11 protein-coding genes are annotated in these 15407 nt (G+C 75.6%); 2 read left to right on the forward strand and 9 right to left on the reverse strand.

What is annotated here, in order from left to right:
* Positions 1–14: 14 nt before the first annotated feature.
* The 6 genes from ACZ5D2_RS29785 to ACZ5D2_RS29810 form a co-directional block, all read right to left on the reverse strand.
* A complete protein-coding gene (locus ACZ5D2_RS29785; RefSeq protein ID WP_371680730.1) occupies positions 15–437 on the reverse strand; it encodes a phage tail protein in 423 nt (140 codons plus the stop codon).
* A 97-nt stretch (positions 438–534) separates the two neighbouring features.
* A complete protein-coding gene (locus tag ACZ5D2_RS29790; protein WP_468933566.1) occupies positions 535–969 on the reverse strand; it encodes an extensin in 435 nt (144 codons plus the stop codon).
* Positions 970–3955: 2986 nt separating this feature from the next.
* A complete protein-coding gene (locus ACZ5D2_RS29795; protein ID WP_187743631.1) occupies positions 3956–4114 on the reverse strand; it encodes a DUF6760 family protein in 159 nt (52 codons plus the stop codon).
* A complete protein-coding gene (locus tag ACZ5D2_RS29800; protein WP_468933569.1) occupies positions 4111–4608 on the reverse strand; it encodes a hypothetical protein in 498 nt (165 codons plus the stop codon). Before ACZ5D2_RS29800 ends, ACZ5D2_RS29795 begins: the two co-directional genes overlap by 4 nt.
* Entirely contained in the window at positions 4608–5051 is a 444-nt protein-coding gene (locus tag ACZ5D2_RS29805) for a phage tail protein (RefSeq protein ID WP_266844631.1), read from the reverse strand. The genes ACZ5D2_RS29800 and ACZ5D2_RS29805 overlap by 1 nt, the downstream gene beginning before the upstream one ends.
* 72 nt (positions 5052–5123) lie before the next feature.
* Positions 5124–6728: a phage tail sheath subtilisin-like domain-containing protein gene (locus ACZ5D2_RS29810; RefSeq protein ID WP_371680734.1), complete on the reverse strand. Its 1605-nt coding sequence runs from the start codon at positions 6726–6728 to the stop codon at positions 5124–5126.
* Between the two features lie 278 nt (positions 6729–7006).
* Here ACZ5D2_RS29810 and ACZ5D2_RS29815 point away from each other — a divergent pair, with 278 nt between their 5' ends.
* Positions 7007–8413, forward strand: a complete 1407-nt coding sequence (locus tag ACZ5D2_RS29815; RefSeq protein WP_468933572.1) for an RICIN domain-containing protein — start codon at positions 7007–7009, stop codon at positions 8411–8413.
* Positions 8414–8476: 63 nt separating this feature from the next.
* On the opposite strand, the gene ACZ5D2_RS29820 is transcribed toward ACZ5D2_RS29815, so the two are convergent.
* The 3 genes from ACZ5D2_RS29820 to ACZ5D2_RS29830 all read right to left on the reverse strand — a co-directional run bounded on the left by ACZ5D2_RS29820 (position 8477) and on the right by ACZ5D2_RS29830 (position 12096).
* A complete protein-coding gene (locus tag ACZ5D2_RS29820; protein WP_468933574.1) occupies positions 8477–10561 on the reverse strand; it encodes an ATP-binding protein in 2085 nt (694 codons plus the stop codon).
* A complete protein-coding gene (locus tag ACZ5D2_RS29825; protein WP_468933577.1) occupies positions 10558–11268 on the reverse strand; it encodes a Pvc16 family protein in 711 nt (236 codons plus the stop codon). Before ACZ5D2_RS29825 ends, ACZ5D2_RS29820 begins: the two co-directional genes overlap by 4 nt.
* Before the next feature lie 165 nt (positions 11269–11433).
* Entirely contained in the window at positions 11434–12096 is a 663-nt protein-coding gene (locus ACZ5D2_RS29830; protein WP_371680738.1) for a helix-turn-helix transcriptional regulator, read from the reverse strand.
* Between the two features lie 326 nt (positions 12097–12422).
* On the opposite strand from ACZ5D2_RS29830, the gene ACZ5D2_RS29835 reads away from it, so the two are divergent.
* A complete protein-coding gene (locus tag ACZ5D2_RS29835) occupies positions 12423–15365 on the forward strand; it encodes an AAA family ATPase (RefSeq protein ID WP_468933580.1) in 2943 nt (980 codons plus the stop codon).
* Positions 15366–15407: the final 42 nt, after the last annotated feature.

Below are 15407 nucleotides of genomic sequence, written 5' to 3' on the forward strand. Positions count from 1 at the left end.
TCTCTCTCGCGCCGTCAGTCCGTGAACCCGTGGTGGGCGATCTCCAGGACCTCCGTGGCCACGGCGGAGCTCGCGGGATCGAGGGTGGGGCCCTGCCAGCTCACGGGCAGGACGTCGATGAGCCCCCAGCGGGCCACCAGCGACCCGTCGGCCCGAAGCGCCGCGATCTGGGCGGTGGGCCGCTTGATCCCCGTCTGCACCGACGAGATCCACTTGGCGACCTTCGCGGTGTCCGGTGTGAGCGGCCGGGTGAGCCGGATGGTGGAGAACGTGACCCGGGTGGGCAGGTGCCACACGAAGCCGTTGTTGCCGCCCTCCTGACGCTGCTCGACCTCCACCTGCGACGACAGGCCCTCGCACCCGTTGAAGTGCCCGAGGCTCTCGCCGTCGATGGTGAGGGTGAACCAGATGGTGGACCCGGGGTCCTGGCGGGGCATCCGAGGTGGCCCTTTCTGTCGTGGTGAGGGGGCGGCGGTGGGCACGGTCACCGATCACAGGCGGTCGGTGCGGGACCGGGAGGTCCCGGTGGGTCCGTCAGGCGCGCGGATCGCGGAGCCTGCCGATCCGCTCGCGGTCCATGCGCAGTTCGGTGCGGACGAGGCGGGTGACCCGGTCGATGATCCGGTGCACCAGCTCGTCCAGCTGGAACTCGGTCAGCTCGCGCGGATCGAACGCGCCGACGGGGACGGCGGTGTACTCGGGCGGGGACGCTCCGTGCGCCGCCGGAGGCTCGTACGGTGGCGGCGGTTCGGCCGGCGGCGCCTGCTGCGACGACGGCCGGAAGTGCCCCAGCGTCGAGGCCACGGTGGCCGACGCGGCGGCCGCGAGCGCGCCGAGGGACCGGCCGGAGCCGGAGCCGGAGCCGGAGCCGAAGGAGGGGAGGCGCTGGACCGTGGGCCCGGACGGCGTCGCCCCCCCGGACCGTGCTCCGGCCGCGGGGACCGCGGGCAGCGCCGGAGGTGCGGCCACGGGCGGCGGACTCAGCGGCGCCACGGGGAGCGGGCCGCGCGCCACGGCGCCCGCGCCGGGCGCGGCGCGCCGGCGCAGGGGAACGCCCCGGACGGGGAAGGCCCGTTGGACGGGGAGTACCTCGGCCCTACGGGGAGCGGCCGGTGCGGGCGGCGTCGGGGGGAGGGCCGCGGAGGGTGTGGCCGGTGTGGCGGGTGTGGCAGGCGTGGCCGGTGCCGAGGCCCGCTGGACCGGCGGGGGTGCGGAAGCACCGGCACGGGGACCGTGCTGCTCCGGCGCGGCGACCGGCGCAGTCGGGGCGGGCGTACCCGTGGACGGGGCGCCGAGCGGAAGGAACCGTCGTGTGGCCGCCGGCACGGGAGCGGAGGGGCCCGGGGAGTCGGACGTGCGGCCGGTCGCCGGGCCCGGGGCGGGGCGGGGCACCGGGGACGTCGGCACCACGGCCCCGGGCCGGGGAGCGGGGTGCGCCGGGGGAGACAGGGGCGCACCGAGCCCCGCACGTCGAGGCGCGGCACTGCGCTGCACCGGGTCCACGGGCGTGGAGCCGGGCGGGGCGGGGTCAAGGGGGCGGGGGACCGTGGTCGGGGTCCGGTCCTCCGGCGCGGGGCCCGGGGCAACGGGTCCGTGCCGAGACTTCGTACGGCCCGGGGCCGACGGGGGTACGGCCGCGGGGTCGTGGCCGACGATCGGCACCGCCGCGTGGGCGGGCGCGGGCGTGCGGGGCGTGGAACGTTGCACCGGGGGCGTCGCCGTGCCCGGACGGGCGGCCGGCGCGGCAGCGGCGCTCTGGCCGGCCCGCGACTGTTCCCGGCGGGCCGCCCGCTGCGGGATGGAGGGGGCGGCGGGCCGGTCGGCGTGCGGACCGGCGGGCACGGGTCCGGCAGGTGATGCCGCTCCCGGTGCGGCCGGGGCCGCGGCACGCCGGACGGGGGCGGTGCCGGCAACGGGCGTCGGCGTGGGAGCTTCGGACCGGGGCGTGGTGTGCGGAGTCTGTGCCGATGCCGATGCCGATGCCGATGCCGATGCCGATGCCGATGCCGATGTTGGTGCGGGTGCGGGTGCGGGTGCGGGTGCGGGTGCCGGTGCCGGTGCCGCGGCGGTCCGTGGAGCGTCGCCCGGTACGGCCGTCGGCCGGTCGGAGCGGACGGTGGGGCGTGCCTGCGGGGCAGGGGCGTATGCCGCCGGGGCACCGCTGCGGGTGGGCGTGGGCCCGGGCGGGGGCGTGTGGGGTCGGACGGCCTCCTGTAGGGAGGGCCCGGTGGCCGTGCCGTCGGACAGCGCGGAGGAGCGCCGGCCGTCCGCCGGTGCGGGCGGCGTCGCTCCGGGCCGGGGCACCGCTCGCTGCACGGGCGCACCGCTCCCGGAGGCCCGTGCCGCCGCGCTCGCGGTGGACGTCGGTGCCGGGGAGGCCGGTGCCGCCTTCCGCGTGGGGGCGGAGGCATCGGGCGCGGGCGACCCCTCTCCCGCGCCGGACGGGTTCGTGCCTGTCTCGCGGGGGCCGGTCGGTCCGTCGCGCCGGAGCGTCCGCGGTGCGGGCGCGGCGGCGGACGCTCGCGTGGGCGCGTCCTCGGGTGAGCCCGCACGTGGCGCCGTCGCGGCGGGCGGCATGCCCCGCCGTGGCGTCGTGGGCCGCGCGGTGGACACGGCCTCGGATGCCGACGACCCTCGGGTGTCCGACCCGTCCGGCGTGCCGGACGTGCCGCGCACGCCCGGGACCGCGGACGCGCGGGGTACGTCGGTGCGGGGCGCCGAGCCCTCGGGGCGGCGTACCGCCTCTCGCTGCACCGGTGCGCCAAGCCCCTTACGCCTGGCGGCCGGAGCCGCGCCCTGCGCGGAAGAGGGGCGGGGCGGGGCGCTCCGTACCGGGCTGCCCTGCACCGGCCGGTCCGGCAGGGAAGGGGACGGGGCCGGAACGGCGGAGTCGGCGGCGGAGGACGACGACGGGGCAGCGGGCGTGGCCGGGGACGGAGCGTCCCCGGAGGCGGCTGCCCCGTCAGGGCGGTCAGTGGCAGCCCGCTGCACAGGGGGCAGGGAGCCCGGGGAGGCGGCGGACGGGCCGGCGCCACCCGGGCGGCCATCGGCCGACGGGGACGTGAGGCCGGTCGCCGTCGCCGTCGCCGTCGGCACCGGAGGGGTGGTCCGGCGCGTCGCGGGCAGGGCTCGCCGGTCGGCCGCGGGCGTGGCCGGCGCCTTGGTCAGGGGCTGCCGTGTGCGGGGCGGAGCCGGAGGCACGGGCGTCACCCGGACGCCACGGTTCGCCGACGCCGACGCCGACGCCGACGCCGACGCCGACGCCGACGCCGTCCGCGCCGGGGCCGGTGCCGGGGCCTGCTCCCGCGCCGCCGCCGACGTCTGGCCGGGCGCCCGAGTCCCCGTCCGCGCCGGGGCCGGCCGGTCGCCGTGCGAGCGCGGCACCGCAGGCGACGGGGCCACGGACGCCGTCGGCACGGACCTGGCGGTCAGGGCTCCCGCGCGGACCGAGGGGGTTCCGGTCGCCGTGGGGGACGGCGTCCGTGCGGGGACCACCCGGAGCGGCGCCACCGGCATGCGTTGCACGGCGGGTGCGCCGGCCGAACGGCCCGACGGCAGTGCCGGGGCCGGCCGTTCGAGTCCCGGGACCGGGCCGGCGGACTCGGCCGGCGCTCCCGAGAGCAGGCTGCCGCCCGCCGACGGGTCCAGGACCGCGGGGGAGGACCCCCGGGTGAACGACGGGTTCTGCCAGGTCGGCAGTCGCCCGCCGAATGCGGTGTCCGCCACGCCCGCCGGTCCGTCGGCCGCCGTCCGCCGCAGCGGAGGCAGACCGACCCAGGCGGCGACGGCCACCGGGGCCGCGGCGGCCGCGGGAGCCGTACGCGAGGCGGTCCCGGCGGTCTCGGTGATCTCCGTGGTCCCCGTGCCGCGGGCGCCGCGAGCCGGGGAGCCGCCGGACGCCGTTCCGCCGTCGTCGGCGCGTCGCCCCCGCAGCCGGTCCAGGAATGCCACCCGCTCAGCCCTCCGTCGCGCCGCGCGTCACGAGGGACGCGATCTGCTCGGTGTACCGGCGCCGGTCCTGGTGCTCCAGGTCGAGGATCGCGTCCAGGCCCCAGTGGAAGTGGTAGGCGACGTACGCGATCTCCTCGTGCAGCCGGTCGGTCGCGTACGTCACGATTCCCCCAGGCGGCTCCCGCCGAGTTCCACCTCGAAGGGCTCCGCGCAGTGCGGGCACTGCACGGCCGCCCGAGTGTGGCCCTCCGCGTTGATCTGGCGGTAGAAGTCCTGGAGGAACGCCAGGTCGGAGGCGAACATGTTCTCCACGATCCCGTCGTGCACCATCGGGAGGGTGCCCAGCCGGGTGATGACCCGGCCCAGCAGTACCACCGAGAGGTACGCCGGGTTCTCCTGCACGCGCACGTCCCGCAGCGGGACCAGCTCGTCGCGCGCCGTGGACAGCCGCATGACACCGTCACGGTGCACCGTGCCCGCGTCGTCGACGTACCCGCGCGGCAGCTCGAAGGGGAACTCGGTGCGCAGCGACTGCCGTGGCACCGGGTGGGCCGGAGGGCCGGCGGGGGCGTGGTCCGGTGCGGCGGCGGGAGCGGAGTGGGGGAGCCCCGCCTCCGCCGCCGCGGTCCGCGGCGCGGTCCCGACCGAACGCCGCATTATTCGATGACCAGTTCTTCGAACACGATGGTGACGGTCTCGGTCAGCGCCGCCGCCTCACCAGCCTTCACCGTGCTCGTCTCGATCTTGCTGCACCAGGCGTTGCGCAGGTTGTAGCGCTTCACCGGGTTGTCCTGGTAGTCCATCATGATGATGGAGGCGTTCTTGCGGGCCGTACTCATCTGGCCGCGGATCGAGTCGTTGATCCACTGCGTGAACGACGTCGACTGGGTCATGCCGCGCACGACCGTGCACTGGCCGTTCTTCTGCACCCCCGGCAGCAGCGCCACCTCGGGCCGGCCCTGCGCGCTGTTCTGCTGGTAGGTGATGACGTCCTGTTCGAGGGTGAGACCGCTGACCTCGGCGAGGTACTCGACCATCACTCCGTCGATCTGGAGGCCGAAGTTGTGTGACGTGAGGGCGTCACCCGGCTGGAGGCTCATGTGTTCGCTGTCCTTCTGAAGAGGGGGGCACGGAGAGGTGACGGGCGCGGAGGAGGGCTCCGCGGCGCCCGGTTACTCCTCCAGCTCCCCGTTGCCGCTGGAGAACTGCGCCAGCCGGAAGATCACGAACTCGGCGGGCTTGACCGGCGCGATGCCGATCTCGCAGATGACCCGGCCGAGGTCGACCGACTCCGCCGGGTTCGTCTCCTCGTCGCACTTGACGTAATACGCCTGCTCCGGGCTCTGCCCGAACAGGGCTCCGCCGCGCCACTCGTTGACCAGGAACGCGGAGACGTTGCGGCGGATGCGCGCCCAGAGGTTGTGGTCGTTCGGTTCGAACACCACCCACTGGGTGCCGATCAGGATCGACTCCTCCAGATAGTTGAAGTACCGGCGGATGTTCAGGTAGCGCCACGCCGGGTCGGAGGAGAGGGTGCGGGCGCCCCAGATGCGGATGCCACGGCCGGGGAAGGCCCGGATGCAGTTCACCCCGATCGGGTTGAGCAGGTCCTGCTCGCCGCGGGTGATCTGCAGTTCGAGGTCCACGGCCCCACGGACGACCTCGTTGGCAGGGGCCTTGTGCACACCGCGCTCGGAGTCGTTGCGGGCCCAGATGCCGGCGACGTGGCCGCTTGGCGGGACCAGGCGCGACTGCCCGGTCGCCGGATCGAAGGACTTGATCCAGGGGTAGTAGAGGGCCGCGTACTTGGAGTCGTAGTTGGCCGTCTCCTGGCGCCAGACCCGGATGTCACGGGCGTTCATGCCCGGAGGCGGATCGATGATCGCGACCCGGTCGCCCATCAGCTCGCAGTGCGCGATCAGACCGAGCTGGACCGCCTTGACGGCCTCCAGGTCGATCGCGCCGCGCTGGTAGGCGGCCATCAGGTCGGGCACGGCGACCATGGAGATCTCGTCGACGGCCTCCAGGCCGCCGAAACCCGTACGGTCGGCGGAGTCGCCGAGGTACTGCGCCGGGCCGGGGTGGGAGCCCGCGGTACGGCCGGCCGGTGCGGCCGGCTCGACGGGCGCGGGCGCCGGCGCGGGCAGCGTCACGGTCTGGTTCTCCGGACGGGCCAGCTGCGCGGACGGCGCGGCCTCGGTCACGGCGATGAGCTTGGAACGCTCCTTGACCTGCGTGACGACGTAGGAACGGCTGCCCTTCTTCGCGGTCACGTCGAAGGACTCGACCGGCTTGTCGCCGTCCTTGACGACCAGCTTGAAGCGCTCGGCGGGTCCCTCGCCCTCGGCGTCGGAGACCTCGACGGACAGCGGGCCGCCGAGGCCCTCCGCGATGGCCGCCACGGCGAAGGTACCGAGCGGGCGGGGCTCGGCGGGGGGCAGCGCGGCCGGTGCGGAGCCGCCGGTGACCGCGGCGGGTCCGGCGGCCTCCCCCCGGCCCGCCGCGTCCCCGGCGGAGCCGCCGACGCGCACGACGTACGCCGCCGAGCCACCGTTGTTGAAGAACCCGTAGACGGAGTGCGCGAGGTAGTAGCCGTCGGTGAAGTCGCCGAAGGCCGCGACGTACTGGGTCCAGTTGGTCACCAGCGTCGGCTCGTTCAGCGGGCCGGTCGGCGCCAGACCGACGAAGGCGGCCACCGATGTGCCGACCCCCTCGATCGGGCGGGAACCGCTCGCCACCTCCTCGACGTAGACGCCGGGCGACAGATAGGACGGCATGCTCTGCTCTCCTCGGATTCGAGACAGGACACCCCCACCTTGAGCGCGCGCGGCGCCCGTCGAAACGTCCCCCGGTACCCGGACGGGGGCACTCTCCTTGCCCCCTCCGCTGCCTGGAGGGGCAGATCCCGGGCACCCGGCGGCGGGGGCGGCGGGGACCGTCCCGGCTGCCACGGGCCGCACGGCCCGCGCGTCCGGGCAACCGGCGGGATCCCGGGGCAACGCACCCTGCCCCGGGGGCTCCTGTCCGCGAGCCCCGGCGGAACTAGCGTGCCGGGGTGAGCCTTTGGACTTCCCTGGAACCCTCCTCCGTCACCGTCGACCCCGGGAGCAGTACGCGGGTGCGTCTGCGCGTGCGCAACACCGGCGACGTGGTGGACGAATACCGCTTCGAGCCCGTCGGCGACGTGGCGCCCTGGACGACGGTGGAGCCGACGACCCTGCGGTTGTACCCGGGCACCACGGGGACGGTCGAGCTGACGTTCGCGCCGCCCCGGACCCCCGACGCCACGGCCGGGCCCAACCCGTACGCGGTGCGGATCACGCCGACCGAGCACCCCGAGGCCGTGACGGTTCCGGAGGGGAACCTGACGATCACCCCGTTCGCCGAGGTGCGCGCGGAACTCGTGCCGCCGACCGTCAAGGGCCGCCTGCGCGGACGCCCGAGACTGGCGGTGGACAACCTCGGCAACACCAAGGTGACGGCGTCGGTCACGGGCGGCGACAACGGGGACCACCTCGCGTACGAACTCCGCCCCGGGAACGTCCAGATCGACCCCGGACGGGCCGCGTTCGTCGACACGACCCTGCGCCCCCGGCAGATCATCTGGTTCGGCTCCAAGGAAGAACGGCCCTACACCCTCACGGTGCGCCGCTCCGGCACCGAGCCGCTGGAGGTCGAGGGGACCTACGTCCAGCGCGGCTTCCTCCCGCGCTGGCTGGCCACCTTCTTCGGGCTCCTCCTCGCCCTGGGCATCGCGTTCGTGATGATCTGGATCTCCTACAAGCCGCAGGTCCGCACCGAGGCCACCGAGGTCCCCGAGCAGGCCGGCGCCGTTCTGCCCACCACCCCGCCCCTCTCCGCGCCACCCCCGCCGCCGTCGCCCGGCGCCGAACCCGAACCGCAGCAGAGCGAGAAGCCCGAGGACGACGGCGGTGGCGGGGGTGGGGGCGGGCAGTCCCCGGAGCCCGAGGGACCGCCGCCCGTCGTGCCCGCCGAGAAGGTCCTGCTGCGCAACTCCGCCACCCGCATGTGCGCCGATCTGCCGGGCAACGACAAGGGCCAGGTCAACATGGCCGTCCAGCAGGCCGGCTGCGCCGGCACCGCCTCGGACAACCAGCTGTGGAACCTTGAGGTGAAGTACCCGAAGCTCGGCCCCGGCGGCACGCCGCTCTTCCAGATCCGCAACGTCAAGGACCAGTTCTGCATGGACCTCGGCGAGTACGGCGGCCGGCCCGTGGGCACCGGCATCGGCGAGTTCCACTGCGACGGCACCACCGCCGACAACCAGCTGTGGTGGATCGACCCGCAGGACAACGGCGACTACTGGATCCGCAACTACGCCAGCAACGGCAGGTGCCTGAACGTGAACGGCGGGGCGATCGTCGGGGACCGGCTGAACATCTCCGACTGCAGCAACACCGGCAACCAGGAGTGGAAGATCGTCCACCCCAAGAACGACTGAGGCACGCGGCGGCCGGGACCGGTGACCGCCCCGCCGGGACGCCGCGGAGGGCCGGCCGCCGGATCACCAGCCGCCCTCGCCCGGCACCAGCCGCCCCGCCTTGCGGTACTCCCGCCGAGCGCCCTCCAGCAGGTCGTCGGCGGTCACCTCGCTGCCGCGCCCGGCGGCGAGATAGGCGGCCGTGACCACCGCGCCGCGGATGGAACCGCCCGCCAGCTCGAAGTCACGGGCCAGTGGGGCCGCGTCGATGCCGTCGGCGGACGGTACGTGTGCCAGCCCGTGCCGCCACAGCGCGAGGCGCTGTCCGGCGTCCGGGAACGGGAAGTCGACCACCAGGTCCAGCCGCCGGGTGAACGCCGCGTCGATGTTCGCGCGGAGGTTGGTGGTGAGCAGCGCGATGCCGTCGAACGACTCCAGCCGCTGGAGCAGGTAGGAGCTCTCCATGTTGGCGTAGCGGTCGTGGGCGTCCTTGACCTCGGAGCGCTTGCCGAAGACGGCGTCGGCCTCGTCGAAGAGCAGGACCGCGTCGGTGCGGTCCGCCTCCGTGAAGATCCGCTCCAGGTTCTTCTCGGTCTCGCCGACGTACTTGTCCACGACCGACGACAGCTGGACCACGTACAGGTCGAGACCGAGGTCGGCCGCGACGACCTCCGCCGACAGCGTCTTTCCGGTACCGGACTCCCCGGCGAACAGGCCGAGGACGCCCCGGCCGCGCCCGCCGCCTGCGCTGAGCCGCCAGTCGCCGAGCACCCGGTCGCGGTGGCGGGCCCGCAGGGCCAGTTCGCGCAGCTGCCCCAGGGGCCCTTCGGGCAGGACCAGGTCCCCCCAGCCCACGGCCGGCCGGATGCGCCGGGTATGGCTCTCCAGCCCCGAGGCCGACTGCCGGCGCGCCGCGCGCCGCACATGGGCGGCGGTGACCGGACCGCCGTCGAAGGCGGCCAGCGCCCGCGCGGCCCGCGCCGCCCGCCGCACGCGGTCCCCGCCCAGGCGGTACGGGGCGACCGTCGTGGCCAGGTCGAAGCCGTCGGCCTCCGCGCCCAGCACGGCCCGCCAGGCGGCCGTCCCGCCGTCCCGGCGGCCCGGCGCGTCCAGGACCAGCGGGTCCTCGGGACACCAGTACGGGTCGTACGGGCGGGGGTCGGCCAGCAGCACGGTCACGTCCGGCGCGGCGACGAGCGCCCGCACCAGCGGGCCGGGCCGCTCGGGCAGGGCCGGCACGACGACGGCCCGGCCGCTCAGACGGGCCTCGCGCAGCAACCCGGCGACGTGCTCGTCGCGCAGGTCGCAGCACATCCCCTCCAGGCCCGCGGCGCGCAGGGCCTCGGCGTACACGGCCAGGCCGTCACCCTCGCGCTGTTCCCGCAGGTAGACGATGGCGGGGCCGGACGCCAGCAAATCCGCGAGCCGGTGGGTGAACTGATCGGCGGCCGTGTCGGACGGCAGGGGTTCCGGCATCGGGCGCAGCAGCGCGAGCAGCGCGGCGTCCGGGGTGTCGTCGCCGAGGAGGTGCCCGACCAGCCGGTCGGGCACGCGCAGCGAACGCGTCAGGAAGGGGCGTTCGGGCTCGTCGACCTCCAGCAGGCCGAGGGCGGCGAGGGGCGCGCGGACGTGCAGCCGGGCCCGGGCCGCGGCGGACTGCGCGGGCACCCCGCACAGGTCGAGGGCGAGGCCGACGGTGGCCCGGCGCCTGCTCACGTCGTCGTTGAGGTAGCCGTAGAGCGGTTCGAAGGTCCGGTCGACGTCGGGAGCGAGGGCGACGAGCAGGACGGCGACGTCGAGCGAAGTCAGTCCCGAACGTGCGGCCAGCCGGGCCAGCCGGTCGTCGGGGCCGGGAGCGGGCTCCTCGTCGACGGCCCGACCGGTGCCGGAGCCGGGGCCGGCAGGCCGGGATTCGGTCCCGCCGCCCGTCGACGTGGGCCAGGTGCCGAGGAGATGGCGCACCGCCTCCTCGGAAAGGTAGAGGCCGCGCAGGGGGTCGTCGGCGGTGGGATCGCCGGCCGCCCGCCGTTCGGCCAGCGCCGAGACCCGCCCGCGCAGCCCGTCGAGGCGGGCGAGCAACGCGCGGGCGGGGCCGTCGGCGCCGCCGGGCGGTGCCTCGGCGCCGGCCGTCAGCGGATCAGCTGCCGAGACGGCGTACGGGGCGCTCATCGCTCCTCCGGGCCGCCGGATCCGGCCTGCGTCTCCTGGCGGGAGGCGGCGTTCTTACGGGCGGCCCGTGCCGCCCGGGCGGCCGCCACCTGGTGGGGACGGTGCGAACGCCCCCCGGACGCCGCCGGGTCGCCGTCCACACCGCCCACCCGGACGGTCGCGCCCTCGGTGACCGGCGGCCCCGCGTCGTACTCCGGGAAGGCCGGGAAGGGCGCGGTCACCACCAGGTCGAGAGAGGGCTTCAGCTCGCCGCCCAGAGCGGACCAGATCTCGGCGAGCGACCGCGACTCCGTCTGGATGCCGGCCACCGTCAGCGGCACGGAGAGGCCCAGCGCGCGCAGGGAGCCCGGAAGTTCCTCCGGGGGCAGCACCTCACGGGGCAGCAGCGTCGCGAGCACGGCGGAGAGCAGCCGGTGCTCGTCCTGCGGGGTCTTCGTCCACGCCGTCACCAGGTACGACAGCCGGAACCAGCGCGGCGGCTGGCTCCGCCGCACGACCACGTCGCGCTCGTCGCGCACCGCGACGTGGCCGCGCTGACGCCGGGCCACGTCCTCCCGGATGTCGTACAGATACGTGTTGACCACAGGGGCGTTGCGCCGGGCCGCCCAGTCACGGGTCGGTGCCTCGAAGGACACCTCGATTCCCGACCCCGTCAACGCCCCGCCGCCCAGCAGGCTCTTGAGTACCTCGTCCACCTCGTGGATCACGCCTGCGCTCCCGCTCTGCCCGCACGGCCGATTCCGCCCGGCACGTCGTCCGCCGCCGATCGTCCCCCGGGAGCCCGCCCGGGCCGCAGGGGCACGGGGGACGGCCGCCGGGCAGTCCGCGCTGCCCCGGCGGACACGCCGGGCCGCCTCCGGCTGCCCGGACGGTCAGATGTAGCCTTCCCTCAGGGCAAAAGCCACGGCGTGCGCGCGATTGCGCAGGTGGAGCCGCGTGGTGAGCCCGTGCATGACGTTCTTGACGGTCCGTTCGGAGTAGGAGAGCTTGCCCGCGATCTCACCGGTGTCGAGGCCCTCGGAGATCAGACGCAGGACGTCCACCTCACGCGGGGTGAGCCCGAGGGTCGGCGGCCCGGTCCGGCCCGCCGCACCCCGGTGCAGCGTGCCCACCTGCTGGATGAGCCGGCCGAGCAGATCGGCGGGCAGATCGCCGTCACCGCGGGACGCCGCCAGCACCGCCTGCACCAGCCGCTCGGCGGTGGCCTCGTGGCGCCAGACGATCGTGCCGACACCGCACTCCACCACGTCCAGCAGCTCGTTCTCCCGCATGGAGGTCACCACGAGCACGGCGCGCGCCCCCTCGCTGCGCACGATCCGGCGCAGCCGGGTCAGCGCTGCCTCGTCGAGCGCGTCCTCCACGAGCAGGGCCACCGTGCCCGGACCGGACTCCTCGCGCAGCTCGATCTCCGGGTGTCTGCGCAACTGGCCGACCGCGCCCTCGTGGCTGATCGGGTCCGCGGCGCACACCGCCACGGGGACGCGCCGGTCCACGGAACCGGCGTTCGGGCCCGTGCCCGGAGAGGACGTGGTCATGGTCGGGGGTGAGTTGAGCAAGCGTTTCCCCTGTTCAGCGGCCGACGCGCGAGGCGGGCCGGTAGCGGATGAGCACCTTCAACCCTTCTGCGGGCACCGCCGGGACCGCAATCGTGGAGCACCACGAGCCGCACCACGAGACCGTCGCGGCGAACACCACGAGGCGGGTCCGCCTCCGCGCGCGTTCGCGCAGTTCACGACGGGTCCCATCGGCATCGGGGCAGGGGTCCGGGGCCGACAGTGAGGTACGCCACTTCACAGGACCGCGACACGGATTCCGGCGTCTCCACCGGCGGGAAGCACACCATTCACCACGGGAGGCACCGATGACAGGACCGCTCCGCGAACGCGACGGTGCCCGGGAGCTGCTCGCGGCCGAGACGGAGCGGGCCCGCGCCGGGTCCGGCGGCCTGGTGCTGCTCCAGGGAGCCACCGGCACCGGCCGGACCTCCATGCTGGAGGACGCCGTACATGACGCCGCGGGGCGCGGCCTGCGGGTGCTGCGGACCCGGTGCTCGCCGGAGGACAGTGGTGTGCCGTTCTCCACGGTTCTGCAACTCCTGGCACCCGTGCCGGACTTCACCGACCTCGTACCCGACCCCGACGACCGGGGGAGCGCCGCCCGGCTGTGGCGGCTGCTGTACGCGTACGCGGCCGAGGGTCCGCTGCTGCTGGCGGTCGACGACGTCCACCTGGCCGACGCCCCGTCACTCCGCTGGCTGCGGGAGGCGGTGCGCCGCATCGACCGATTACCGGTGCTGCTCGTGGCGAGCGAACGCAGCCAGTACGACATCGACCCACGGGGCGCGGGGCTCGCCCAATCCCTGCCCCCCTCCCTCGTCCGCACCCACACCATCGCCCCGCTCGGTGACACGGCCGCCGCGGAGCTCGTCCGCGCCGCGTTCCCGGCGGCCGGACCCGAATGGACGGCGGAGTGCGTACGGGCGGGGACGGGCAACCCGATGCTCCTGCACGCCCTGCTCGACGACCTCGGCGGTCCGCGGCCGGCCGGCCCCGCGGCGGCGGACGCGGCTCCGCCGCTGCCGGACACCTGCGCCGCGCTGTACCCCGGGAGCTATCCGGCGGCGGTCTCGTGGTGGCTGAACAGCGCGGGTGCGGCGACGTCCGATGTGGCCCGGTGCCTCGCGGCACTGGAGGAGGCCTGGCCGCAGGAGTCGGAAGGGACACAAGAGGTACAAGAGGTACAAGAGACACAAGAGGCAGAGGAGACGTCGGAGACAGCAGGGGCGCAGGGCACCCGGGAGGCACCGCAACAGTGGACCGGGGGCGGCACGGCCGACCCGGTGGGTCCGGACGTGGCCGGGACGCTGGCCGAGGCGGCCGGTGCGGATCCCGCACGGGTCACGGGCTGGCTCACCGCGATGACCCGCATCGGACTCCTGCGCCCGGACTCCGCCGGCCGGCCCCGCTTCGCCCACCGGCTCCTGCGGGACGCCGTGCTGACCGGCTGGCCGACGGCCCGGCGCGGGGCGGCGCACCTGGTGGCCGCGGAGGCGATCCTGCGGCGCGGCGAACGCGTCGAGGCGGTCGCCGCCCATCTGCTGCGCGCGCCGGGCGTCGGCCTGCCCTGGGCCCTGCGCGTGCTGCGCGACGCGGCGACGGTCGCGGTGCACGACGCCCGCCCCGGCGCCGCCGCCCGCTATCTGCGCCGCGCCCTGGACGAACCGCTCTCCGACGGCCGGCGCCAGCAACTGCTGACCGAGCTGGGCTCGCTGGAGTACGCCTCGGCCGACGGCGCGGTGGGCATCGCACGCCTGGCGGAGGCACAGCACCTGCACGCCGCCCCCCGCGACCGGGTGCGCGCGGCCGTCGCCCTCGGCACCGCCCTGGTCGGCCGCGGCGAGGTCACCACCGCGCTGGAGGTGCTGCGGCGCACGGAGGGCAGCCTGGACGGACATCCGGGACTCACCCGCACCGTGCGGACCGCCACCGCCCTGCTGTCCGACGCCGACCTCGCCACCCGTCAGGAGACCTACCGCAGGCTTTCCGAGAGCGGCCGGCACGCGCCGGAACTCGTCGGCACCGCCAGCCGGGCCCTGCTGGTGCGGTACGAGGCCACGGCCGGCCTGATCTCGGCGGGCGAGGCCATGATCCGCGTACGGGCCCTGCTCGCCAAGCCCTCCGACCCGCTGGCCGAGCCGTTCCTGCTGGGAACGGCGGCGGCGGTCGCCGAGTGGGCCGACGAACTCGACGAGGCCGAGCGGCTCGTGGACCGCGGTCTGGCCGGCTGCCGGCACCCGGCCCTGCTCCACCCCATGGAGGACGCGCTGCTCAACACCCGTGCCGACATCGCCGCGGCCCGCGGCGACGTCGCCCGGCTGATCTCCGTGCGCGGCGACGGAGCGGCCGTCGCGGCGCGCGCCCAGAGCGGACCCTCCAACCGGGACGCCCACGTACTGATGGCACTGGTACACGCGGGGCGCTCCGAGGAGGCCGGACGGCTCGCCGACGCCTTCGACCTGAGCCGGGCCCCGGAATCATGGCAGCTGAACCGTTTCCTCTACGCGCGGGGAGTGCAGCGCCTCGCCGCCGGAGACCCGGCGGGCGCGCTCCACGACTTCCTGGAGTGCGGCCGCCGCCAGACGGCCCGGGAGGTGCTCAGCCCGGTCGTCACCCCCTGGCGGACGGCGGTCGCCCAGTGCCGCCTCGCACTCGGCGGCGGCCAGGAGGCCCTCGCGCTGGCCACCGAGGAACTGCGGCTGGCCCGGGTGTGGAACACCCCGCGCACGGTGGGTCGCGCACTGCGCGTCCTCGGCAGCGCGACCGGCGGCCGCCGCGGACTGCACCTCGCCGAGGAGGCGGTCGACACCCTCAGGGACGCGCCCGCCGACGCCGGCATGGAACTGGTCGAGGCCCTCCTCGCCCACGGCCGTCAGCTGCTCGCCGCCGGCGAACGCGCACGCGCCCGGGACCGGCTGCGCGAGGCGGCGGACCTGGCGGAACGCAAGGGCGGCCTGAGGCTGCTCGCCCTGGCCGAGCAGGCCCTGCGCGAGGGCGGCGCCCGGGTCCCGGCCGCGGCCCGGACCGGCTCGGGGGCCCTGACCGCCAGCGAGCGCCGCATCGCGGAACTGGCCGCGGCGGGGCGGACGAACACCGAGATCGCCGACCTGCTGCACCTGGCCCGCCGCACCGTGGAGACGCACCTGACGAGCAGCTACCGAAAACTGGGCATACGCCGCAGGGCGGAACTCCCCGCCACCCTGGACGGCCCCCGCTCCCCGGCCGCGGCCATCCCGGACCCGATCTGACACCGGGCCGGGCTCTTCCGGGTGAGGGGGTCCGCGTCGGGC

The organism is Streptomyces sp. NPDC031479 (assembly GCF_055581065.1).